At 61.3% G+C, this 21,564-nt stretch carries 23 protein-coding genes; 9 read left to right on the top strand and 14 right to left on the bottom strand.

The window, feature by feature from the left end; translation table 11 throughout:
- The first annotated feature begins 30 nt into the window (after window positions 1–30).
- Entirely contained in the window at window positions 31–651 is a 621-nt protein-coding gene (gene hisB, locus NW830_RS02250; RefSeq protein WP_414359343.1) for an imidazoleglycerol-phosphate dehydratase HisB, read from the top strand.
- Here hisB and NW830_RS02245 read toward each other — a convergent pair.
- Window positions 634–1,260, bottom strand: coding sequence for a pseudouridine synthase (locus NW830_RS02245; RefSeq protein WP_414359344.1), 627 nt, complete (start codon window positions 1,258–1,260; stop codon window positions 634–636). The genes hisB and NW830_RS02245 overlap by 18 nt on opposite strands.
- A gap of 112 nt (window positions 1,261–1,372) precedes the next feature.
- Here NW830_RS02245 and NW830_RS02240 point away from each other — a divergent pair, with 112 nt between their 5' ends.
- Both NW830_RS02240 and recN read left to right on the top strand, forming a co-directional pair.
- A complete protein-coding gene (locus tag NW830_RS02240; RefSeq protein ID WP_414404543.1) occupies window positions 1,373–1,687 on the top strand; it encodes a hypothetical protein in 315 nt (104 codons plus the stop codon).
- A 72-nt stretch (window positions 1,688–1,759) separates the two neighbouring features.
- Window positions 1,760–3,451, top strand: coding sequence for a DNA repair protein RecN (gene recN / locus NW830_RS02235; RefSeq protein WP_414359347.1), 1,692 nt, complete (start codon window positions 1,760–1,762; stop codon window positions 3,449–3,451).
- Window positions 3,452–3,491: 40 nt separating this feature from the next.
- Here the strand turns inward: recN and NW830_RS02230 are convergent, their stop codons facing one another.
- Both NW830_RS02230 and NW830_RS02225 read right to left on the bottom strand, forming a co-directional pair.
- Entirely contained in the window at window positions 3,492–4,199 is a 708-nt protein-coding gene (locus tag NW830_RS02230; RefSeq protein WP_414359348.1) for an ABC transporter ATP-binding protein, read from the bottom strand.
- Window positions 4,196–5,038 carry an ABC transporter ATP-binding protein gene (locus NW830_RS02225; protein ID WP_414359349.1) on the bottom strand — a complete coding sequence of 281 codons (843 nt, stop codon included), beginning with the start codon at window positions 5,036–5,038 and terminating at the stop codon, window positions 4,196–4,198. The genes NW830_RS02230 and NW830_RS02225 overlap by 4 nt, the downstream gene beginning before the upstream one ends.
- A 209-nt stretch (window positions 5,039–5,247) precedes the next feature.
- Here NW830_RS02225 and NW830_RS02220 point away from each other — a divergent pair, with 209 nt between their 5' ends.
- A complete protein-coding gene (locus NW830_RS02220) occupies window positions 5,248–6,492 on the top strand; it encodes an ABC transporter substrate-binding protein (RefSeq protein ID WP_414359351.1) in 1,245 nt (414 codons plus the stop codon).
- Between the two features lie 82 nt (window positions 6,493–6,574).
- Here NW830_RS02220 and NW830_RS02215 read toward each other — a convergent pair whose 3' ends face one another.
- The 11 genes from NW830_RS02215 to NW830_RS02165 form a co-directional block, all read right to left on the bottom strand.
- Window positions 6,575–7,294, bottom strand: coding sequence for a Stp1/IreP family PP2C-type Ser/Thr phosphatase (locus NW830_RS02215; RefSeq protein WP_414359352.1), 720 nt, complete (start codon window positions 7,292–7,294; stop codon window positions 6,575–6,577).
- The gene (locus NW830_RS02210; RefSeq protein WP_414359354.1) at window positions 7,294–9,015 is read right to left on the bottom strand and encodes an ABC1 kinase family protein; all 1,722 of its coding nucleotides are present in this window, start codon (window positions 9,013–9,015) and stop codon (window positions 7,294–7,296) included. Before NW830_RS02210 ends, NW830_RS02215 begins: the two co-directional genes overlap by 1 nt.
- Window positions 9,012–9,323, bottom strand: a complete 312-nt coding sequence (locus NW830_RS02205; protein ID WP_414359356.1) for a DUF6825 family protein — start codon at window positions 9,321–9,323, stop codon at window positions 9,012–9,014. The genes NW830_RS02210 and NW830_RS02205 overlap by 4 nt, the downstream gene beginning before the upstream one ends.
- A gap of 140 nt (window positions 9,324–9,463) precedes the next feature.
- Window positions 9,464–10,189 (bottom strand): phycobilisome rod-core linker polypeptide, encoded by a 726-nt coding sequence (locus NW830_RS02200; RefSeq protein ID WP_414359357.1) that lies wholly within the window; start codon window positions 10,187–10,189, stop codon window positions 9,464–9,466.
- A 40-nt stretch (window positions 10,190–10,229) separates the two neighbouring features.
- On the bottom strand, window positions 10,230–10,871 hold the full coding sequence (locus NW830_RS02195; protein WP_414359359.1) for a HEAT repeat domain-containing protein: 642 nt from the start codon (window positions 10,869–10,871) through the stop codon (window positions 10,230–10,232).
- A gap of 42 nt (window positions 10,872–10,913) precedes the next feature.
- Window positions 10,914–11,705 carry a HEAT repeat domain-containing protein gene (locus NW830_RS02190; RefSeq protein ID WP_414359361.1) on the bottom strand — a complete coding sequence of 264 codons (792 nt, stop codon included), beginning with the start codon at window positions 11,703–11,705 and terminating at the stop codon, window positions 10,914–10,916.
- Window positions 11,706–11,769: 64 nt separating this feature from the next.
- Window positions 11,770–12,033 carry a phycobilisome linker polypeptide gene (locus NW830_RS02185; protein ID WP_414359363.1) on the bottom strand — a complete coding sequence of 88 codons (264 nt, stop codon included), beginning with the start codon at window positions 12,031–12,033 and terminating at the stop codon, window positions 11,770–11,772.
- Window positions 12,034–12,314: 281 nt separating this feature from the next.
- Window positions 12,315–12,803: a phycocyanin subunit alpha gene (locus NW830_RS02180; RefSeq protein WP_414359365.1), complete on the bottom strand. Its 489-nt coding sequence runs from the start codon at window positions 12,801–12,803 to the stop codon at window positions 12,315–12,317.
- A gap of 138 nt (window positions 12,804–12,941) precedes the next feature.
- Window positions 12,942–13,463: a phycocyanin subunit beta gene (locus NW830_RS02175; protein WP_414360029.1), complete on the bottom strand. Its 522-nt coding sequence runs from the start codon at window positions 13,461–13,463 to the stop codon at window positions 12,942–12,944.
- 373 nt (window positions 13,464–13,836) lie between these two features.
- Window positions 13,837–14,652, bottom strand: coding sequence for a tryptophan synthase subunit alpha (trpA, locus tag NW830_RS02170; protein WP_414359366.1), 816 nt, complete (start codon window positions 14,650–14,652; stop codon window positions 13,837–13,839).
- 47 nt (window positions 14,653–14,699) lie between these two features.
- Window positions 14,700–16,112: an ABC transporter substrate-binding protein gene (locus NW830_RS02165; RefSeq protein WP_414359368.1), complete on the bottom strand. Its 1,413-nt coding sequence runs from the start codon at window positions 16,110–16,112 to the stop codon at window positions 14,700–14,702.
- 99 nt (window positions 16,113–16,211) lie between these two features.
- Here NW830_RS02165 and NW830_RS02160 point away from each other — a divergent pair, with 99 nt between their 5' ends.
- The 5 genes from NW830_RS02160 (at window position 16,212) to purE (ending at window position 21,495) form a co-directional block, all read left to right on the top strand.
- Window positions 16,212–17,030, top strand: coding sequence for a class I SAM-dependent methyltransferase (locus NW830_RS02160; RefSeq protein ID WP_414359370.1), 819 nt, complete (start codon window positions 16,212–16,214; stop codon window positions 17,028–17,030).
- Window positions 17,031–17,127: 97 nt separating this feature from the next.
- Complete coding sequence (locus NW830_RS02155) at window positions 17,128–18,486, top strand: histidine phosphatase family protein (RefSeq protein WP_414359372.1); 1,359 nt, start codon at window positions 17,128–17,130, stop codon at window positions 18,484–18,486.
- Between the two features lie 9 nt (window positions 18,487–18,495).
- Window positions 18,496–19,824 (top strand): dihydroorotase, encoded by a 1,329-nt coding sequence (locus tag NW830_RS02150; RefSeq protein ID WP_414359374.1) that lies wholly within the window; start codon window positions 18,496–18,498, stop codon window positions 19,822–19,824.
- Window positions 19,805–20,986 carry an L-threonylcarbamoyladenylate synthase gene (locus tag NW830_RS02145; RefSeq protein ID WP_414359376.1) on the top strand — a complete coding sequence of 394 codons (1,182 nt, stop codon included), beginning with the start codon at window positions 19,805–19,807 and terminating at the stop codon, window positions 20,984–20,986. The genes NW830_RS02150 and NW830_RS02145 overlap by 20 nt, the downstream gene beginning before the upstream one ends.
- Window positions 20,956–21,495 (top strand): 5-(carboxyamino)imidazole ribonucleotide mutase, encoded by a 540-nt coding sequence (purE, locus tag NW830_RS02140; RefSeq protein WP_414359378.1) that lies wholly within the window; start codon window positions 20,956–20,958, stop codon window positions 21,493–21,495. Before NW830_RS02145 ends, purE begins: the two co-directional genes overlap by 31 nt.
- The last annotated feature ends 69 nt before the right edge of the window (window positions 21,496–21,564 follow it).

The raw sequence follows: 21,564 nt of genomic DNA, 5'->3' as shown, positions 1-21,564 counted from the left end.
AGGTGGGGTGTTCCTGCTGCTTTGGTTCCCATGACTGCCCTAGATTCCACGTGCTCGCTCCAGCCCAGAGTGGCTTTTGTTCACCGTCGCACAGCAGAGACGGACGTGCAGGTTCGCCTCAACCTCGATGGCAAGGGGCAGCACGAGATCGACACGGGGATCCCCTTTTTGGACCACATGCTGGCCCAGCTCAGCACCCATGGGCTAATTGATCTCCAGATCAAAGCGGTGGGGGATCTGCACATCGACGATCACCACACCAACGAAGACGTGGGCATCGCGTTGGGACAAGCCCTAGCCCAGGCGCTGCAGGATCGGCGCGGCATTTACCGTTTTGGCCACTTCTGGGCGCCTTTGGATGAGGCCTTGGTGCAGGTGGTGCTGGATGTTTCCGGACGCCCCCACCTCAGCTACGGCCTGGAGCTAACTGTGGAGCGCATTGGCCGCTACGAAACCCAGTTGGTGCGGGAGTTTTACCAGGCAGTGGTCAACCACGCCCAGCTGACCCTGCACATCCGCCAGGCAGCCGGCCTCAATGCCCACCACATTGTTGAAGCCAGTTTCAAAGCCTTTGCCCGCGCTCTGCGCATGGCCGTAGAGCGGGATCCGCGCCGACAGGATGGGATCCCCAGCTCAAAAGGGGTGCTGTAAACTTAGCTCCCGCTTCAGCTGGGGACGGCGTGGCTGGCCAAAACAACACTGCCGCAGGCGGGCCAACTCCGCCTCACTGAGATCCTGCCACTGGCCGGGAGCCAGTCCCTCCAGCGAGAGAGGGCCCAGCCGCACTCGCACCAATCGCAGAGTTGGGATGCCGACAGCGGCGGTCATGCGGCGCACCTGGCGATTGCGACCTTCCCGCAGCGTCAGCTCCAGCCAAGTGGTGGGGATGGAGCGGCGAAAGCGAATGGGCGGATCCCGCGGTGGCAAGGGTGGCTCTTCGGTGAGAACCCTCACCTGGGCAGGGCGGGTTTTCCGCCCCTGGATGATCACCCCTTTTTCCAACTGTTGCAGAGCCTGCGGCGTGGGGATCCCTTCCACCTGCACCCAGTAGGTGCGCTCGTGGCCGAACTTGGGATCGAGGAGGCGGGCGTTGAGGCGGCCATCGTCGGTCAGCAGAAGCAGACCTTCGCTATCTCGATCCAACCGCCCCACCGGATAGACCCTGGGCACCGGGATGAAAGACTTGAGAGTTGGCCGCCCCTGCCGGTCGGTAAATTGGGTGAGCACGCCGTAGGGTTTGTAAAACTTGAGGTAGCGCATGGCAAAAGGGTGGATCCCGTCTTTTAAGATTGGGCAGAGCAGCTTCAACGGTAAGATCAAGCCTTAAGGGCAGCGTTTCCCCCTGGCGGCAAAGTTGGACGGATCTCACCTCATGACGATAGACAACAATCTACTCTGGGTTTTAATTGGAACGGCAGGGCTCTCCCTTCTCAGTCTGGTGTACGTGTGGGTGGATGAGGGGATCAAACGGCGCCGCTACGAGCGGCAAAAGCAAGAAGAGGCTGCCCAAGCCGCTGCTGCTGCCCCCGAGCCCACCGCCTCAGAGCCAAAAGCCGAGCTCGAACCCTCCGCCTCTCTCCAGGAGGCAGAGGTAGCGCCTAATACACCCAATGCCCCAGCCGCCACCTCCGAGCCGCTTGCCGATACCGCCGCTAGAACAGAGGAGACGCCGGAGGCCACCCCTTGAAGCTGCTCTTCCCCCGTTCCGCCTAAGTCGGCAGGTGGGCTAACCTGAGACAGGACGGCCAACGGGATCCCTATGTTGCGCCTGTTGCGGATCGAGAACTTCGCCCTCATCGAGCACTTGGAGATCCCCTTTCGGGCAGGGCTGAACGTGCTCACGGGAGAAACAGGGGCGGGCAAATCTATCATTCTCGAGGCTCTCGATGCCGCGCTAGGGGGGCCAGCTCGCGCTCTGCGCAGCGGCAGCGAGCGGGGCCTGGTGGAAGCCATTTTCCAGCCCACGGCCGCCCTGGAGGCCTGGCTAGAGCAGGAGCAAATTGAGCCTTTGGAAGAAGGCCTGGTCTGCAGCCGCGAGCTGGTGGTGCGCAACGGCAAGCTCAGCAGCCGCCTGCGAGTCAACGGGGTGCTGGTGAACAAGGCTCAGATGCTCAGCCTGCGCTCCTACCTGGTGGAGATCACCGCCCAGGGTCAGACAATCCAGCTCCAGTTGCCCCAAACTCAGCGCCGCTGGCTGGATGCCTTTGGCGGCGAAGAGCTGTTGCGCCTGCGCCTAGAGGTGGCAGCTTGCTACCAAACCTGGAGCCAGCTCAAAGCAGAGATAGCATCCCGCCAACAAAACCAACAACTGCGGCTGCAGCGGCTAGATCTCCTGGAGCTGCAAGCCCAAGAACTGGCTGCCCTGCGCCTAGAGGATCCCGGCGAACTGACCAAATTGGAGCGGGAGCGGGAGCGCCTAGCCCACTGCGTGGAACTGCAGCAGCAGAGCTATGCCCTCCACCAACTGCTCTACCAAAACGACAGCGGCTCCCCAGCTATTGCTGACTTGTTGGCCCAAGCCGAGCGGTTGCTGCAGAGCATGGCTCAACGGGATCCCGACCTAACTCCCCTCCTCGAACTGGTTAGCAGCGCCCTCGTTCAGGTGGAGGAGGCCGGACGGGAGCTGCTGCGCTACGGCGAGACCCTGGAAGCAGATCCCAGTCGGCTAAACAAAATTGAACGGCGCCTTGCCCAACTGCGCCAGGCCTGCCGCAAATACGGCCCCACCCTGGCCGAGGTGATGGCCCACGCGCAGCGGGTGCAGGCAGAGTTGGCCCAACTGCGGCACGAGAGCACCGACTTGGAGGAACTAGAGGCGCGGCTGGACCAGGCAGCCCAGGAGCTGGAGCGCCACTGCCAGGCGCTTTCCCACCTGCGGCAGCAGGCGGCCCGGAAACTGGAAAAGGCCCTCGTTGAGGAGCTCAAGCCCCTGGGGATGAGCGGCGTGCAATTCCAGGTGCAAATCCAGCCAGGATCCCCCACCGCCGAAGGGGTGGATCAGGTGAGCTTTTGGTTTAGCCCCAACCCCGGCGAGCCCCTGCAACCCCTGGCCGAGATTGCCTCTGGCGGCGAGATGAGCCGTTTTCTACTGGCCTTAAAGGCGGTGTTCAGCGGCGTGGATCCGGTGGCTACCCTGGTTTTTGACGAGATCGACGTTGGCGTATCCGGCAAGGTGGCGCAGGCCATTGCCGCCAAATTGCACCAGCTGGCCCGGAACCACCAAGTTCTCTGCGTTACCCACCAACCCCTGATTGCCGCCCTAGCCGATCACCACCTGCGGGTTTACAAAGTGGTGCAAGAAGGGCGGACCTGCGTGCGGGTGGATCCTCTGGGAGAGAGGGAGCGCCGGGAGGAATTGGCCCAACTGGCCGCTGGCCACTCCGCCCAGGAGGCAATGGGCTTTGTGGAAGCCCTTCTCAGGCAGGCAGTCCAACTGGCCAGCTCCGCTTAGCTCCCCTCTCCCTCGAAGAGAGGGGCTGGAGGTGAGGGCCTCAGCCCCCCAAAAACAGCTCCAGCACTTGGGGATTGCGCAACAGGTTGGGGCCAGTATCCTCAAAGCGGTTTTCTCCCATGGACAAGACGTAGCCCCAGTCCGCTATAGCCAGAGCCTGCTTGGCATTTTGCTCCACCATCAGGATGCTGACGCCAAGGCGGTTGATCTCCTGCAGGAGAGCAAAGGTCTGCTCAACGTATAGGGGCGACAGGCCAGCAGTGGGCTCGTCCAGTAACAACAGCTGTGGCTCTGTCATCAACGCCCGCCCCATGGCCAGCATCTGCCGCTGCCCACCGGAAAGGGATCCCGCCGCTTGCTTTCGCTTCTCCTTTAGGGGCGGAAACAGCTCATAAACCCGCTCCAGTTGGGCAGTGTAGTTATCGCGCCGGATAAAGGCCCCCATCTCCAGGTTTTCCTGCACCGTGAGGGAGGGAAAGACATTGTTGGTTTGGGGCACAAAGCCAATCCCCCGCCGCACCAGTTGCTCGGCAGGGAGATGGGTGATGTCAGAGCCTTGGAAGAGCACCCGGCCAGAGTGGATAGTGGCCAACCCAAAGAGGGACTTGAGCACCGTGGATTTGCCCGCGCCGTTGGGGCCGATGATGACCACAATTTGGCCCGGATTGACCTTGAGGCGGATCCCTTTGAGGATGTCTACGCCGCGGTAGCCGCTGTAGAGATCCTGAATCTCTAGCAAAGGGGTCATGGGGGGGATCCCTCCGGCGAGACGGTGGAGGCCGGCCCGGAGCTGAGGGCCTCGGCCAGGGCAATGGATCCGAGATAGGCCTCGCGCACAGCTGGGTTTTGCCGAATTTCCTGTATGGATCCCTGAGTCAGCACCCTCCCCCCCGCCATGACCACCACATGGTGGCAAAGGCGAGTCACCAGATCCAGGTCGTGTTCGATGATGCAGAAGGTGCAGCCGCGCTCACGGTTGAGGTATTCGATGAAGCGGATCAAGTCCGCCAGCAGGGTGCGATTGACGCCAGCCCCTGGCTCGTCCAAGAGGATGACCCGCGCGTCCGCCATTAGGGTACGTCCCAGTTCCAACAGCTTCTTTTGCCCGCCGGAAAGGTTGACCGCCAGTTGATCGCGCAGGTGGATGAGGTTGAGCCGTTCCAAAACTTCTTCAGCCCGAGCTTGCAGCTGGCGCTCCTGCCGTTGCACGCGCCGCCAGCGAAACCAGGTGTTGAACAGGTTTTCCCCCGCCTGCTCAGGAGGGACGACCATCAAGTTTTCTAGAACGGTCATGCGGCCAAACTCGCGCGGGATCTGGAAGGTGCGCACTAGCCCGCGTTGAAACAAGCGGTGGGGAGGCAAGCCCGTGACGTCCTCCCCATCTAGCCAGATGCGGCCACTGCTGGGTCGAATAAACCCGGCAATGATGTTGAAGAGAGTTGTTTTCCCCGCCCCGTTGGGGCCAATCAAGCCCGTGATCCGGCCAGCTTCGATGCGGAAGGAGCAGCGATCCAGGGCATTGACGCCGCCAAACTGTTTGGAGACGTTGTCGATAACGATCACACTGCTACCCTGGGAAAACTCCATTGCCTAATGAATTTACCATTCCATTCTATGAACTTTTATCGTAGGATAATGAGCCTTATTTAACCAAACTCGAGAATAGGTTTGCCAAAAAGCTCCCCCTCGGGAGTGGAGCTGACTCTAGGAGGGAACTCTCCGAAGTGACCCAACGTCTGCTTGTACGACCACCAACTTTTGGGAAGTGCAGTTGTATTCTCTCACTGGAGGTTCTTATGCAGAGACTGACACGGCGGGCCTTCGCAACGGCAGCAGCCCTAGCAGCTGCGCTCCTGGTTACCCCCTTGCTACCGAGCACAGCTCAGCAAGCAGCCCAAACCCCGATCAAAATTGGAGCGCTGCTGTCTCTGACGGGTGACCTGCAAGCCTATGGGGAAAACTGCCTCAAGGGCATCAAGCTGGCCCTGGATCAGATCAACGCTGCCGGCGGCGTCCTCGGATCCCAAATCCAAGTGGTGGAGGCGGATGACCAGACCTCAGCCCAACCAGCTATCGATGCGGCCAAGCGGCTGGTGAACGTGGAGAAGGTGGCCGCCATTATTGGTGCTTTGGGCAGTGGCGTTACCATCCCAGTGGCCACAACAGTAACAGTTCCTAGCAAGATTCCGCAGATTTCGCCCGCTTCTACTGCTCCCAGCATCACCACCTTGGACGACAATGACTTTCTGTTCCGCACCGTTCCTTCCGATGCTTTCCAAGGGGTAGCCCTGGCGCAAATTACCCGCGAAGAGAAGCTGGATCGCCTGGCGGTTATCTACATCAATAACGACTACGGACAGGGGCTGGCCGACAGCTTCAAGGCAGCCTTTGAGAAGCAGGGAGGCAAGATCACCAAGGCCGTCCCCTACGAGCCCGGCAAAGCCTCCTACCGCGGCGAGCTGGATCAGCTCAAGGAAGGGGATCCCCAGGCCCTAGTGGTTATTGGCTATCCAGAAAACGGTGCAGTTATTCTGCGGCAGGCCCTAGAAGGGGGGCTATTTAAGCGCTTTGTCTTGACAGACGGCATGCGGTCTCCCGATCTGGCTGCCCAGGTGGGGGCGGACAAGCTAGAGGGATCCATCGGCACCTCCCCCCAGGCCCTCACCGATAGCAAGGCTTACCAAAGCTTTGCCGAAGCCTACAAAACTACCTATGGGGAGCTGCCCCCCACCCCTTACATCGACACCGCCTACGATGCCGCCTTCCTCTTAGCTCTGGCCATTCAAAAAGCCGGCAGCACCGATGGTACTGCCATCCGCGATGCCCTGCGACAAGTGGCCAATCCGCCTGGCACCGAGATCCTGCCTGGCGAGTGGGCCAAAGCAGTGGAGCTGCTGAAGAAAGGGGAAGACATCAATTACACTGGCGCTTCCGGCTCGCTGGACTTTGATGAAAAGGGAGACGTGGCCGGAACCTTTGCCCACTGGACCTTCAAAGGCGGCCAGATCGTGGACTTGAAGGTGTTTGAGCCGAAGAGCTAAAGACTAAACTGCCTTCAAGGAGGAGTAGGGGCTGGCTGGGGAGATGCCTGGCAAGCCCCTGCTTCATGGCACCGCCGGCCCTTTAGGCGTACTCGGCAATGACGACGGTGATGTTGTCCCGACCTCCTCGCTCTTTGGCTGCCTCGATTAATTTGAGGACAAGCTGCTCTAGGTCTTGCACCCTCAAGCAATACTCGGCAATGACTTCGTCGTCCAGCTCCTCGGTGAGGCCATCGCTACACAACAGGAGGCGATCCCCGGGAAGCAGGCTAATGGGTTGGATAGCAGGCGGCCCTGTGTCGGGCCGGCCTAGGCAGCGCTCAAGGATGTGCCGCCAGGGGTGGATGCGGGCCTGCTCTTGAGTCAGCTCCCCCTGCCGAACTGAGCGAGCAACTAGCGTGTGATCCTCCGTCATCTGCTGCAGCTGGGATCCCCGCAGGCGGTAGAGACGGGAGTCGCCAATGTGAGCACTCCAGCAATTGTTGTTGGGATCCACCATCGCCACTACTACGGTGGTTCCCATGTCCGCCCGTTGCGGGTTTTCCCGCTGATCCTTAAGAATCGCCTCGTTGGCAGCTTCCACTGCTTTGCTCAGGAGCTTGGGTGCCGGCACTGTCTCCCAGCCTCCATCCAAACAGGCCCGAATTGTCTCAACCGCTAGCTGGCTGGCTGTGGCTCCCGCTGCATGCCCACCCATGCCGTCGGCAACGATGAAATAGCGCCCTTTTGGATCGCAGTAGTAGGCATCTTGATTGCTGCTACGGACCTTGCCCGGATCCGTAGCGCCAGCATAGCGTCGCATCACCTCAGCCGATCCAATCCCTTTGCCTTCCAGAGTACCCTGACCAGCGCCAAAGCAGCGAGAACAGCCAAGACCAGGGTGACAACCGCTAAAGTAGCATGCCCGGCCAAAAATAGCTGCGTGGCGCTGAGCAAAAAGGCTGCAAACAATACGGCGTAGATGGTGCCCAGGCCAGTTGTGTTGAGCTGACGCAGCAGGCGTTCCATTTCACTGGAGCGGACCCGCAGGCGCAGCTCCCCCTGGTCCAACTTACTCAAGGTCGCCTCTAGGCGGCGGGGCAGGCTGAGGCTGCTGCTGGTAAATTCCACCGCCTGGCGGCTGACTTGGGCTAGCAGGGTTTCCTTCTCGGGTTGGCTACTGTTCATGAGCTCTTCTGCAAAAGGCTTGGCCACCTCGATAAAGTTAAACTCTGGATCTAACCCTTTTCCCAACCCCTCCAGGGTAGTGAGGGCTCGCATGACAAAGGTAAAGGTGGCAGGGAAGCGAAACGGCTGCTCGTAGGCCAGCTCGTAGAGGTCTTCGCTAATGGCCGCCACCGAGATCTCGTCCAGCTTGCCGGAAAAAGGTCTGTCCAGGAAGTGATCCAGAAGGTACTGCACTGAGCGACGGACGGGTGCGAGATCGGCAGTGGGCACCAGAACGCCCAGCTCCACCAGCAAGGCCACCACTTGGTCGGCATTTTTGGCCACCACAGCTGCCAGCATATCTGCCAGCTTTTCCTTGAGGCCGGGACGAAGGCGCCCCATCATGCCAAAGTCGTAGAAAATCAGTGTGCCATCTGGCTTGACGGCAAGGTTGCCGGGGTGGGGATCGGCGTGGAAAAAGCCGTCTTTAAGCAGTTGCCGCAGATAGGCCTCTGCCCCCAAGCGGGCCAAAGCCCTGCGATCCAACCCTGCCGCCCTCAGGGCCTCGTAGTCGCTAATTTTGATGCCCGGTAGGTACTCCAATGTCAGCAGCCGGGGGGAGGTGTAGCGCCAGTACACCTTGGGAACGGCAATCTGGGGCATGTCGCGAAAGTTGCGGCGGAACCTGTCGGCGTTGCGGCCCTCGTTGAGATAGTCCACCTCTTCCCAAAGGGTGCGGCGACACTCTTCGTAGATGCCAATCCAGTCCCGGCCCGGCCCGCCCCAGGGGGTGTGGTGCTGAAAAAACTCGGCAATGCCGCGGCAGATCTCGAGATCGATGGTGAACAGCCGCACTAGGCCCGGCCGCTGCACCTTCACCACCACTTCTTCACCGCTTTTGAGCTTGGCGCGATGCACTTGCCCCAAACTGGCTGCGGCCAAGGGGGTGGGATCAAAGTAGCTGTAGATTTGCTCAATGGGCTTGCCCAGCTCCTGCTGTACAATGGCCGCCACCTGCTCATAGCTGAAGGCAGGCACCCGATCCTGCAGCTTGGACAGCTCCTCCACATACTCAGCAGGGAAAAGATCGGCGCGGGTGGAGAAAAACTGCCCTACCTTGATAAAAGTGGGGCCCAGCTGGAGCAGCGTCTCGCGGATCCAGATGGCTCTAGCACGACGGCGCTTGGCTTTTTGCTCTGGCGTAGGCTGCCCCCCATAGCTCCAGGCCTGCTGGTCCAGCCAGAGGTAGAACAGCCAAGTCAGCACAAAGCGCCAAATGTCAAGGAGGCGGCCCCATCGGCTGTAGTTTTCCCGGGCCCACCGGTAGGCGGTGTAGGGTTTAGCAGGCTTGGCTCCCGTTGCTGTGCTTGCCTTCAAGCGTTTCGATTGCGGTACTTCTGCAACTCAGAGCGGAGCTGGGCTACCTCGGCCCGCAGGTCGTCTAGAGTTGCCTGCAGGTCTTCCACCTTGTAGGTGGACGAGGCCATTGCTTGGGTAGCTAGCGATGCTTCTGTCTCGGCTCGGGCCATCACCTCCTGGGCAAAGGTCTGCCAGCCTTCCTGCAGCTCTGCCCACAGCTTACCTACCTCCGCAGCAATGTCGGCAAGCGTGCCCTCCCAACGCTCCCGCAAGACATCGGCCATTGCTTTGCCGACGAAAAAAGCCCGCACAACGGAATTCTTCATGCAGCCCAAGGGTTAAGAAGCATCACCCAGATTATAACGAATCTTGCCGCAGGCAAGCTGCCGAGCCACCCCACCCGAACAGCAGCGGAGCCTTGGCCCGGCAGTCCCACAGGCACTTGCCCTAGGAAGCCTGTCTAGGGCTAGCGACGGTTGGTGGTCATGTCAGGGATCTTTAGATCAAAGACGCTGATGTTTTGCCGCGCTGCCGGCTTGGGATTGAGCAGGCGAGCCATGTTGATGAAGTTCTCCGGATCCCCAGGTTTAGGCGGGCGGACAACCCGATAGGTGCGCACCACTTCCCGGGCCGAAGGCCTTACGCCGGAAATATCCCGCCAACGTGGTCCATAGCGAGGGGTGACCAAGTTGGTTGGCTTCTCGGAAAGGCGGCGGCGCTGGTAGGGCACCACATCGTCTCCAAAAGCGGCGTCGTACTCCTCGCTATCCACAATGGCGTCGATGAACCCGTCTAGGCCGCGGGTGGCCAGGATAATCGAGTACTGGATGCGCTCCATTTGGCTGTAGGTGGGCCGACCTAGGAAGCGCTGGAAGGTGATCTCAACGAAGCGGTAGTTGTCGTTGGGAACCATGACCAGGTCGCGGTAGACCTCCGACTTGCCCAGGCCACGGATAAACTCTTTCACCGAAATCGCCCCGTTGCGCAACTGGGACTCCAGCGCTCTTTGCCGGTAGCTCTCCAGCATCAGGTGCTCGCTGAAGATTTGGCGGTAGGCGGCGCGGATAACATTCTCAATACCCGTTGGGTCATCGGGGCGGTAGACGGGCGGAGTTTCGTCACTAGCCACAAAGTAGCGGTTTACCCGTTCGTTTTGCGTGGTGGGGCGAACAGCCAGCAAAGGAAGAGACATAGGCGGTGCTCCTATCAAGAAACGAAACAACAAGAAGAGGCTACAGCTCAGTAGCCAGCTCCTCCTGGCTTAGGCGAGCGCGGAGAGGGATCAAAGGATCCGCATCCTGCAAAGCTGTCTGCAGAGCTGCCTTGGCAGCAGGTCGCAGGGAAAGCTCCCCTAGGCGGGCTAGGTCCGTTAGGGCTGCAACAGCGGCATAGCGCACTCCCCAATCGGCATCCCCTAGGCATTGCTGGAGTAGCTGCAAAGCTCGCTCTTGATCGGACAAGGGGCGTTGGGCAGCCACCCGTCCCAGTCCCCGTGTTGCTGCCCGCCGCACGCTAGGGGCGAAATCAGCCACAATGGAGTCGACCAAAAGGGGGTAAGCATCCCCATGGCCAATGCGGGCTAAGGCTCGCACCGAGTAGGCCCGCGCCCCATAGTCAAAGCCGTCAATGTTGGCTAGCAAGGGCTGTACCGCCGCTTCTCCAAAGCGCAACACCTCCTCCAGAGCTGCCTCCCCCACAGCAGGGCGGTTGAAGCCAAAAGCGCGAATGAGCAGGGGGATCCCTTCTACCTGGCCCAGGGAGCCCAGAGCTCGTACCACGCCCAGCAGTTCCGCCTCTGAGGTGGCCTGCTCCAGTTGGGCAGCCAGTTGAGCCACAGCAGGAGGAAGCACTTGCGCAGGGGATGAGGAGGACATAACCGGCCTAGAAGCTAAGGTGAGGTCAAAAAAGTCCCAGCTCTAAAACAGCCTGTCAAGGTGGGGGATGATTGCCGCTGCCACCTGATCTGGCGGCACCCACCCCAACTGCAAGGCCACGTCAAATAGCCGCTTTAGAGCATTGAGGCGCAGGTTAAGGGCCACATTGGCAGTGGCCAACAGGGGGGCTCCTGCAAGCCAGCCCGATTCAGCTAGGTCGAAGAGGGCTGCCTGGCGCAAGCTAAAGTTGGGGTGGGCTAGCAGCGCCACCAAAACTTGAGTCAGCTCCTCCGCTTGGGTAAAGCGATAGAGGACCCAAGCTGCTGCTGAACGCACCCGCTCTGAAGGGTGATCCAAGAAAGGCCGAATGGCTGCTTCAGCTTCGCTAGCGTTGAGGTGGCCCAGCGCCTCAATGAAAGCCTCCCAAGGCTGCTCCTCCTGCGACTTTAACAAAGCTAGCAGGGGCTGCACTGCTCGTCTATCTCCCAGCTGGGCTAGGGCGTAGGCCGCCTCTTCCCGCACCAGCAAATCGCTGCAGCTAAGCGCCTCAATCAGCCCAGGCACAGCCCGGACATCGCCAATTTGCCCTAGAGCTTTGGCGGCGTTGCGCCGCAGCGGGTAGCCTCCCAGGGCAGTGCGATCTCGCTCGTCTTGCAACGCCAACAGCAAGGGCTCAACTGCCCGCCCGTCGCGCATAGTGCCCAAGTACCAGGCGGCGTAGTAGCGCTCCTGCGGATCGTCCCCTTGCAGCCAGGCTATTGCCTGCTCCCAGGTAAGCTGCTGGGGCAGCACTGCCGTGTTGGAGGCTAGACGAGCTATTGCAGAGCCATTCATGAAGCCAGGGCAACTTTTTCAACAACTGCTTGCCTAGAGCCAAGCCCCAGGGCAGTAGGATCCCTTACTGGACAGGAGGAGTAGGGCCTTGGGCAGGGGATCCCGAGAGAGGGATAACCCGGAGAACCTTGCCACCCATCCGTAGAATGCGCCGCATCTCAGCAGACAGCCGGCTGTAGGGGACGGTAAGCGTAGCAGTGCTGCGGCGCACTTTCTCTGAGGTACTCAGGGCCTCAGGTGGGTTGAGTAGGCCAGTGTACTCAATTCTGTAAACCCGACTACCGGCTTCTGTCAGAGCCTCTGGGCTACTGGTGCTTTGACCGAACATACCTTTCCCCGCTGTTTGAATAGTTGTCTTGCCACTCCCGCTGCCCAAGCTCGGAAGAGGCCTACACAGTTAGCAAAAGAACCCTAGGAGGCACTGTCAAGCTGCCTCGCCCTAAAGTTGAGGACTCCCATCCCTTCGGTTAAGCCTGCAGGCAGACAACCCACTCCCTAGGAGAGCTTGGTTACTAGGAGCTAGGGAGCTTACCTCCACCCAGGTTGCTGCCTGCTAGGCAAACCAAAAGAGATTGGCTCAATGGCTAAGGAGCCCTATCTTTACCTCCCCTAGCTGAGGGCGTTGATGGCGTAATCGAAGTAGATGGCCGCTTCATTGGCCGCTTGGCCCTTCAGCATGCCCAGAGCGCGGCTCTTCATGTGCTGCAGAGCCACGATGTACCAGCTGGGGGAGAGGTTAAAAGCGCGGTTCACTTCCCGCAGACCAGCCACCAAGTATTCGTCGAGGGGGCCGGTGCCACCGGCAACCAGCGAGTAGGTGATAAAGCGCAGGTAGTAGCCGATGTCACGGGCGCACTTGGCCTGAAAGACCTCGCCATGCCCCATCTCCCCTGGTTGGCTTAGGTAGGGGAAGCGCTTGAACACTTCTTGCACCGCTTCGCGCACCAGCGTCTGTTGGTTTTGGGTTAATACACGAGCTGCTTCTAGAGAGGCGGCAGCCCGCTGGTAGCGACCACTCACAGCCTGCAGCTCGCTGGCGTTGAGAAAACGCCCTTGATTGTCAGCAGCGGCAATTGCCTCAGTAATAACAGTTTTCACCTTTCAACTCCTCAATGCGTTCACTGCTAGCAAAAACAGACCTTAAGCAGCCAGTCCACCCCAAATTGGGGGACTTCTGCTTGCTACTAAAAGAAGCTTTGCTTAGCACGGGCCAAGCCGGCCCCCGCTAAAAACACCCTACACAATGGCGGCAGCAGCTTTGTCGAAGTAGCTGGCCACTTCGCTTTGGATTGCTGAGCAGTCGCCAGGGGTGATGCCGTTTGGATCCATGATCTTGGCCAGGGCTTCTCTCTTCATAGCCGCAATGGCATTGGCCATGGAGCTGGTGGGCACTCCCAGAGCAATGTAAGTTTCCCGCAGACCGTTCAGGCAGCGATCTTCCAGCACGGAGCTGTCTCCCGCCAAGGTGGCGTAGGTAATGTAGCGCAAGATGATCTCCAGGTCGCGCAGGCAAGCAGCCATGCGGCGGTTGGTGTAGGCGTTACCGCCGGGAGCAATTAGATCTGGCTCCTGGGCAAACAGAGAACGAGCTGCGTTAACCACAATTTGAGCAGCGTTGCTGGTCATGCGGTTGACGGCATCCAGGCGCTTGTTGCCTTCTGCCACCAAAGCCTCTAAACGAGCAAAGTCTTGTTCACTTAAAAAAGCGCCACGTGCATCTGCCTGAGTAATTACCCGGGTAAAGGCGTCTTGCATAATGGATCTCCTCTTGGTTTTTTCCCAAAGTAAGGATGAGCGACTGGCTGATCCTCTCAAAAGCTAGCTGCTCAGCCTCGCTGGATGCGGGATCCGTTCGCCCAAAAACCGGGGATCCTGTGAAGGGGGCTCAAAACTACCTCCACCGAAGCCCCAGATTTTGAGACCGGCCGACAACTCCTACAACTTTCAGACAGCCGAGCATCCAGGACAATTTTATAGCGCGGGAGCGATGAGTATTTTGTGAAGATTTACAAACAAGCAGATCGGCCTGGCCGGCAAGCTCCTCGTTCTGCCAGTGCAGTGAGCGGGCAATTGGTCGACAGGGGAGCTAAAAAATGTAAATATTCGTTTCATTTCTTTTCCGCTGCAGCCATCAAGAGTGCGGGGCCCCTACTCCTTGCAGGGCAGCCTTGAGCTCGCGGCAGAAGCAAGCAATTTGTTGCAGGCCGTGGGCAGGGGTGGGCGCTTTGGCCAGCCGTTGCACAAAGGCGCTGCCGACAATGGCGGCATCGGCTCCCCAGAGGGCAATCTGGCGAGCCTGGTCGGGGGTAGAGATGCCAAAGCCCACCCCAATCGGCAGGGAGGTGGATTGGCGCAACTGCTGCAGCAAGGTTGGGAGCCGCTGCTCGAGGGTGGCCCGCTCGCCAGTGACGCCGGTGGTGCTGACCAGGTAGATAAAGCCCTTGGAGTGTTGGGCAATGCGCCGCATGCGCTCGGGGGGGCTGGTAGGGGCCACCAGTAAGATGAGGTCGATCCCCTCTGCCTGCGCTGCTTCCCGCAGGGCTCCGGCCTCTTCTAGAGGCAGGTCAGGGACGACTAGGCCAGCACAGCCAGCCTGGCGCAGCTGCTGCACAAAGTTGGGGATGCCGAGCTGGTAGATGGGGTTGTAGTAGGTGAAGAGGATGAGAGGGGCCCGCAGCGAGAGGCACCTCAACCCCTGCAAAATGGCGCCCAAGGTCACGCCCCGCCTAAGGGCACGGGTAGCTGCTGCTTGGATCACCGGCCCATCGGCCAGGGGATCCGAGTAGGGCACCCCCAGCTCGATGAGATCAGCGCCGTGGTGATCCAGCACCTGCAGAGCCTCAAAGGTGGTTTGCAAGTCGGGATCCCCGGCGGTGAGGTAGGGGATAAGGGCGGCTTCACCGCGGCTGCGCAGCGCCTGGAAACAGGCTGTGATCCGGCTGGGCATGGGATCCGACCCCTCTGGTTTTTTGGAGAGCATTACCACTCTAGCGCCTAGCGGGATCCCTGGGGGATGGGCACAAAATCGTAGCCCGTACCGGAGCGGTTGCCCCGTTCGACGCGCACCAGCACGTAGGGGGCATCGCGGTCGCCGGAGGGCAAAAAGCGCACCTCCCCGGAAGCGCCTCCCTGCAAGCGGAAGTTGGGGTCGCCCAGGACGGCAAGAACAGCGCTGCGGCTGGGGGATCCCTGCCGAAGGGCCTGGAGAAAAACACGGGTGGCGTCGTAGGCCAGGGCGGTGCGCCAACTCACCTGCCCTCCCCACATCTGGGCTGCCTTCTGGGCAAAGCCGCGGCTGCGGGGAAGATCGGGGTGCCAGGGCACCGCCACCACCATGCCCTCCACCGCTGCTCCCCCTTCCTTGAGCGTGGTGAGGCTAAAAAGCACATCTCCCCCCACCAGGGCAAGGGGTTGGCCGCGGAGGGCGTTCTGGCGGGCAACGGCCAGCGCGTGTTGGGCTACGGAAGCCGTAGGCGCCAAGAAAGCCACCTGGGATCCCTGCTCCAGCGCTCTCTGGAGGCTGGCCTGGGGGTTGAAATCGGCGGCTGTTAGGTCGAAGGTGGCCAGCACAATCCCCCCTTCGCTGGTCAGGGTGGAGGCAAAGGCGTCGCGCAGGCTGGTGCTGTAGGCGCTGTTGGGGTTGTAGAAGATGGCCACCCTCTGCAGGCGCAGTTTGTTAAGGACATAGCGGGCCAGTTGCGTGCCAGCAATCTGGTCAGAGGGGACGGTGCGAAAGATGGCGTTCCCCAGCAGGCTGATGCGGGTGCTGGTGGAGGTGGAGGAGATCATAGCCAGGCCGGCAGCCTGATAGATCTCAGCCGCCGCCAGGGTGGCATCGCTGGCGTTGTGGCCGATCACCCCCAAGATCTCAGGCTGGCCCACCAGGGCTTTGGCCACTGCCGCCGCTCGCTCTGGGTTATCCCCGTCGTCGGCAATCACCACCCGCAGCAGCCGCCCTGCAATACCCCCTTGCTGAAATAGCTCCTCTTGGGCCTGGGCCACGCCCCGCAGTGTCTCTTTGGCGCGGTTGGGGTTACTGGAGATGGGCACCACCACGGCTATGCTCAAGGGGTTGCCCTGCTGCTGGGCGCGGGCGTTGTTGAGGAAAATGCGAGCTTCCGGGTCGTTGCGGTTGTTCTGTAGCCCCATCTCTAGGAGCGGGATCGCCGCCCTAAAATTGCCCTGGCGGATGAGCTCTGCCGCGGCCACGGCGGCGGGGCTGCTATCGGCAAAGAGGGTGCGCTCGCCGCTGGTTAAGAGCAGATCCTGGGCCCCACTGCCCAACCCTGGCAGCGAGATCCCTTGCGGCCAGCGAAGGTAGCCCGCCCGCCAAGCGCGATGACCGCCCCAGAGGAGCAGGAGTCCCAGAACAATGTAGACGATAGGTGGCGGAGACTTGGCAACCATGGAGGAGTTGCAGCAGGGCCAGCTGCTCCAGAATGGAAGTAGGCCCAAAAGGAGGCCGCCTCGCTAGCATTGGCCAGTGGGCGATACCGTAGTCTTCCCATGATAGAGGCTGTCGAAAACCCTGTGCCGCAGGATCCGCTGGAGCAGGCGCTCTGGGACTGGCACCGGGGCCAAGCCAAGGGAGCTTTGCGCCTGCACGCCTACAGCGCTGAGGGGATCCCGCTGGCAGAGGAGCCCCAGGTGATCTCACCGGAGGTGTTCTTCACCCAGGAGCTGCCGGAGGTGGAGGCCCTGGCTTTGGATCTCTGTCGAGGTCGCGTGCTGGACATTGGTGCCGGCACAGGCCGCCACAGCCTGCTGCTGCAGGAGGAGGGGTTGGCTGTGGCCGCCCTGGATCGCTCTCCGGTGGCGTTGCAGATCATGGCCGAACGGGGGGTGCGCTGCCGTATTGCCGCCGACCTGTTTCACTGGGCAGGGCCGGAGGAGCCCTTCGATACGCTGCTGTTGCTGATGAACGGCGCCGGCCTAGTGGGATCCCTGGCGGGGTTGGAGCGTTTTTTGCGCCTGGCTCGCCCTTGGATTCAGCCTATGGGTCAGTTGCTCTTGGACTCTACTGAGCTCAGTGACTTCGGCGAAAACCCAGCACCTCTAGAGGATCTGCTGCCGCGAACTCCAGAGCCGGCCATTCCTGCGGATCCAGAAACCAGGGTTTTAGAAGAGGAAGGGAGAGGGGAGGTAAAAACCAAGGTAGTCAACTTTGTGGCCGAATACAACGGTCAGCGCGGGGATCCCTTCCCCTGGCTCTTTGTGGATCCAGAGACCCTGCTGCACTATGCCCACGCCAACGGCTGGCAGGGACAAATTCTCTACCAAGAGCCGGGGGGAGCTTTCCTGGCGCGGCTCACCCCCTTGTACTAGTCCGAGCGGGAGTTCCTTGAGGTGAGGCCAGCCAAACCCCCAGTAGGGCTCTAGGCGATACTTTAGAAGAGGTCCTTGAGTTCAATCAGTACCAACGATGGCTCAGCCTGCCCTGCGCATCCTGCTTGTGCGCCACGGTGAGAGCACCTTCAACGTCGAAAATCGCATCCAAGGCCGCTCCGATCTCTCTCGCCTTACCCCCAGCGGAGAAGCGCAGGCACAGCGGGTAGCTGAGGCTCTAGCCGGGATCCCCTTGGATTATGTCTACTGCAGCCCTCTCTCCCGCGCCCTCGACACCGCCCACATTCTTCTCAGGGAGCGAGGGGGGATCCCGTTGCTGATTAGTGAGCAGCTGCGGGAGATTGACCTAACGGAGTGGGAAGGCTTGACCTTTGCCGAGGTGAAGGAGAAGTACCCGGAAGAGTACTACCGCTGGCGGTACCAGCCCGACGAGCTGGAGCTGGGGGGACGCTTTCCAGTGCGGGATCTCTGGCAGCAAGCGCAGGTCTTTTGGCAGCAGTTGGCTGAGCAGGTGCAGTTGGATCCCCGCTCGGAGCGGGGGAGTGATCCTACGCATCCCCTCAACGTTCTTATCGTCGGCCACAGCGGCCTCAACCGTGCCCTGGTCAGCACGGCCATTGGCTTGGGGCCAGTCCACTACCACCGTCTGGGGCAAAACAACTGTGCTATCAGTGTTCTCAACTTCCCCCAGGGCCTGGGGGGACCAGTGCAACTGGAATCTTGGAACATCACCGCCCATCTGGGCCAGCCTCTGCCCAAGCGCAAGCAGGGGATGCGCATTCTGCTCGTGCGACATGGCGAGACGCAATGGAACCGGGAGCAACGCTTCCAGGGGCAGCGGGATATTCCCCTCAACGCCACCGGCGAGGAGCAGGCAGCCAAGGTGGCCGAGTTTTTGGCGGATCAGCCGCTGCACCTGGCCTTTTCCAGCCCCCTCAAGCGGCCCTGGGCTACCGCTGACGCCATTTGTCGCCACCACCCCCACCTCATCCTGCGCCCAATGGTGGAGCTGCAGGAAATCTGCCACGGCGACTGGGAGGGCAAGCTCCAGAGTGAAGTGGAAGCCGAATACCCCGGCGAGCTGGAGCGCTGGCAGCGGGATCCTGCCGCCGTGCAGATGCCCAACGGGGAAAACCTCTACCAAGTTTGGGCCCGCACTCGCTCGGCCTGGGAAGAAATTTTGACCACTACGGCCGCTCAGTTTCCAGAAGGTACGGCAGTGGTGGTAGCCCACGATGCCATCAACAAGGCCATTATCTGCCAGTTGTTCGACCTTTCTCCCCATGCCTTTTGGATCTTCAAGCAAGGGAATGGCGGCATTACCGTCATCGACTACCCGGAAGGAAAGGAGGGTGCGCCAGTTTTAAGAGTGCTGAACCTCACCACCCACCTGTCCGGCCAGATTCTTGACTGCACCACTGCGGGCGCTCTCTAGGGGGTGAAGATGGGATCCCCTCTCCCTGTCGACCTGGGTTTGCCGGATATTTGCCTGCAAGGAGTACGCCTGTTGGATCCCTGGCGCCAGCGCGATGAAGTAGCTGATGTTTGGCTACGTCGGGGCCGCCTTCTCCTCGTCGAGGCAGCAGCGATCCCCGCCAAGGTTCCCCGTCTGGACGCCTCCAGCTGGGTGCTGGGCCCAGGCTTGATCGATCTGTACACCTACAGTGGCGAGCTGGGGGAGAGGGGCTTCTCCACTGGCCGCGAGACCCTCACCTCCCTGGCAGCCGCAGCGCGAGCAGGCGGATTTACCCAAGTTGGCCTCCTGCCCACTCCTGTCCCGGGGACGGCAGCTTTTCCGGTGCTGGATCAGCCAGAGCAGCTGGGCCGCTATCGCCGCCAGCGTGGGGATCCCCGCTGGCTGCCCTGGGCTGCCCTTAGCTTGGGTGACCGGGAAGAAGCTCCCAGCCCCTGGGGAGAGCTGGCCCACGCCGGAGCCATTGGCTTTGTGGCTCGGGTCGGCGGATTAGAGCCGCTGCGCTCCTTGGCTCTGCTGCGACGGGCCCTGGAGTATTTGCGACCTTGGAATAAGCCGCTACTGGTTTGGGCCTGGGATCCCACCCTGGCGGGCTCGGGCAGTCTCTACGAGGGAGTATGGGCCCTTCGCCTAGGGCTAAAGGGCATCCCAGCCAGTGCCGAAACTGCCGCCTTGGCCCGCCTCCTGGAAGTGCTGCGCAGCGTCCCTTCGCCGGCGCCGGTGCATGTGATGCGCCTTAGCCAAGCCCGCAGTCTAGAGCTTGTCCAGCAGGCCCAGGCAGAGGGGCTGCCGGTTACTGCCAGCACCACCTGGATGCACCTCCTCCTGTCGGAGGAAGCTGTCCTCGAGGGCGGCTACGATCCCAACCTGCGCCTGCTGCCTCCTCTGCCCCATGCTGCCGACCGGGAGGCCCTTATTGCCGGGATCCGCAGCGGCAACTTGGGCATCGCCACCGATCATGCTCCCTACACCTACGAGGAGAAAACCCTGCCCTTTGCCGAGGCTCCTCCTGGGGCCATAGGCCTGGAGTTGGCCTTGCCGCTGCTGTGGCAAAACCTGGTGGAGACGGGATTGCTAACAGCGCTACAGCTCTGGTCGGCCCTCAGCCTCTACCCGGCCCGCTGCCTGGGGCTGGAGCCGCCCTGTCTGGATCCCGGCAGTGACTGGGTGCTCTTTGATCCAACCCATACCTGGACAGTTTCAGCAGCTACCCTCCGCTCCCATTCCCAAGCCACTCCCTGGTTGGGCAAGACCCTGCGCGGCAAGGTGTTGCACACCCATGTTGAAGAAGGAAGCTAGCCCTGAGGCCGAGACCGGCAAAACCCGTTCTCGTTGCCCGCAGGGCCGTGAATCCCCTCCCATGCAAACCCAGATCCTCCCCCCCACCCCTGAGCACCTTGCCCTGGCGGCCGAAGCGCTGCGGCAGGGCCAGTTGGTGGCCATGCCTACAGAAACGGTCTACGGCCTGGCAGGCCACGGCCTCAACGAGCAGGCGGTGGCCAAGATCTTTGCCGTCAAGGAGCGCCCTCGTTTCGATCCCCTGATCCTGCACCTTCCAGCCGGGATCCCTCTCGAGGGGCTGGAGGGAAAGCTAGTGGATCTGTCGGCTTTTACTGCCACCGCTCGCGCTCGCCTGGGATCCCTTGTCGCCACCTTCTGGCCGGGCCCGCTGACCTTGGTGCTACCCAAGGGCCCGCAGGTGCCGGATCTCGTCACCAGTGGCTTGCCCACCGTGGCGCTGCGGGTGCCGGCCCACCCCGTAGCCCAAGCTTTGCTGCAGGCAGTTCAGGTGCCTTTGGCTGCCCCCAGCGCCAACCGCTTTGGCCGCCTCAGCCCCACCTCGGCCCAGGCTGTCTACGCCGAGTTGGCGGGGCGGATCCCCTATATTTTGGACGGGGGGGAGTGTGCCGTGGGCGTGGAATCGACAGTCCTCAAGCTTAGCCCCGATGGCACCCCCACCTTGCTGCGCCCCGGCGGGATCCCGCTGGAAGTTTTGGCATCCCACCTCGATTTGCCCCTCAGCTCTCCCCCTGCCCCCGGAAGCGGCGAGAGGCCGGAAGCTCCAGGACAACTGAGCAGCCACTACGCCCCCGGCAAGCCCCTCTGGTTGTTACCCGTTGCCTTTGCCCAGCTCCAGCCCGAGGACTGGCAACAGTTGCGGCGATTGGCAGTGGGACACTCCCACCTGGGCATTCTCAGTTTTGCTGCCAAACCGGAAGCGCTGGCAGAAAGCCTCTCCCGCCACTGGCCTGAAGTTGCCTTTACCCTAGAATGCCTGGGCCCCGATCCCAACTTGGCGGCCCGCGCCCTCTTTGCCAGCCTGCGCCGCCTGGATGAGGGAGCAGCCACTCTGCTATTGGCTGAACCGCCACCGGTCGTCACCGGCCTAGGTTATGCAATTATGGATCGGCTACGACGGGCCAGCCGCTTATGGAAGCCTCCCCTCTCGTCGCTATCGTGATGGGCAGCGACTCAGATCTGCCTACCCTAGCCCCTGCCGCCCAGGTGTGTGAGGAGTTCGGGATCCCCTATCACCTCCAGATCCTCAGCGCCCACCGCACGCCGGAAGCAATGGTGGAGTTTGCCCGCCGCGCCCATACCCAAGGGATCCGCGTCATCATTGCCGGCGCCGGCGGGGCAGCCCACTTGCCGGGGATGGTGGCGTCTCTAACTCCTCTGCCGGTCATTGGGGTGCCGGTGTTTAGCCAATCCCTACAGGGGCTAGACTCCCTCTACTCGATTGTGCAGATGCCCAAAGGGATCCCCGTGGCCACTGTAGCCATCGGCAATGGGTACAACGCTGGACTCTTGGCCGTGCAGATCCTAGCTAGCGGCGATCCCGCCCTACAACAACGGGTGCTGGCCTATCGGGAAAGCCTCAAGCAGAGCGTGCAGGAGAAAAATGCCCGCTTGCAAGCCCAAGGGTGGAAGGCCTATCTAGCTGGCCTCAGTGGGGCAGAGCGCTCTTAGCATAGTTGAGGGGACGCCGGCCTAGGGGGCTAGCGGATCCCCTCTAGAGGAAGCGCAGCTTTGGGAGTT

This window comes from Synechococcus sp. OH30, assembly GCF_047462175.1.
Lineage (GTDB): Bacteria > Cyanobacteriota > Cyanobacteriia > Thermostichales > Thermostichaceae > Thermostichus.
Note: the sequence above shows the minus strand (reverse complement) of the source record. Positions and strands in the feature narration are given on the sequence as shown.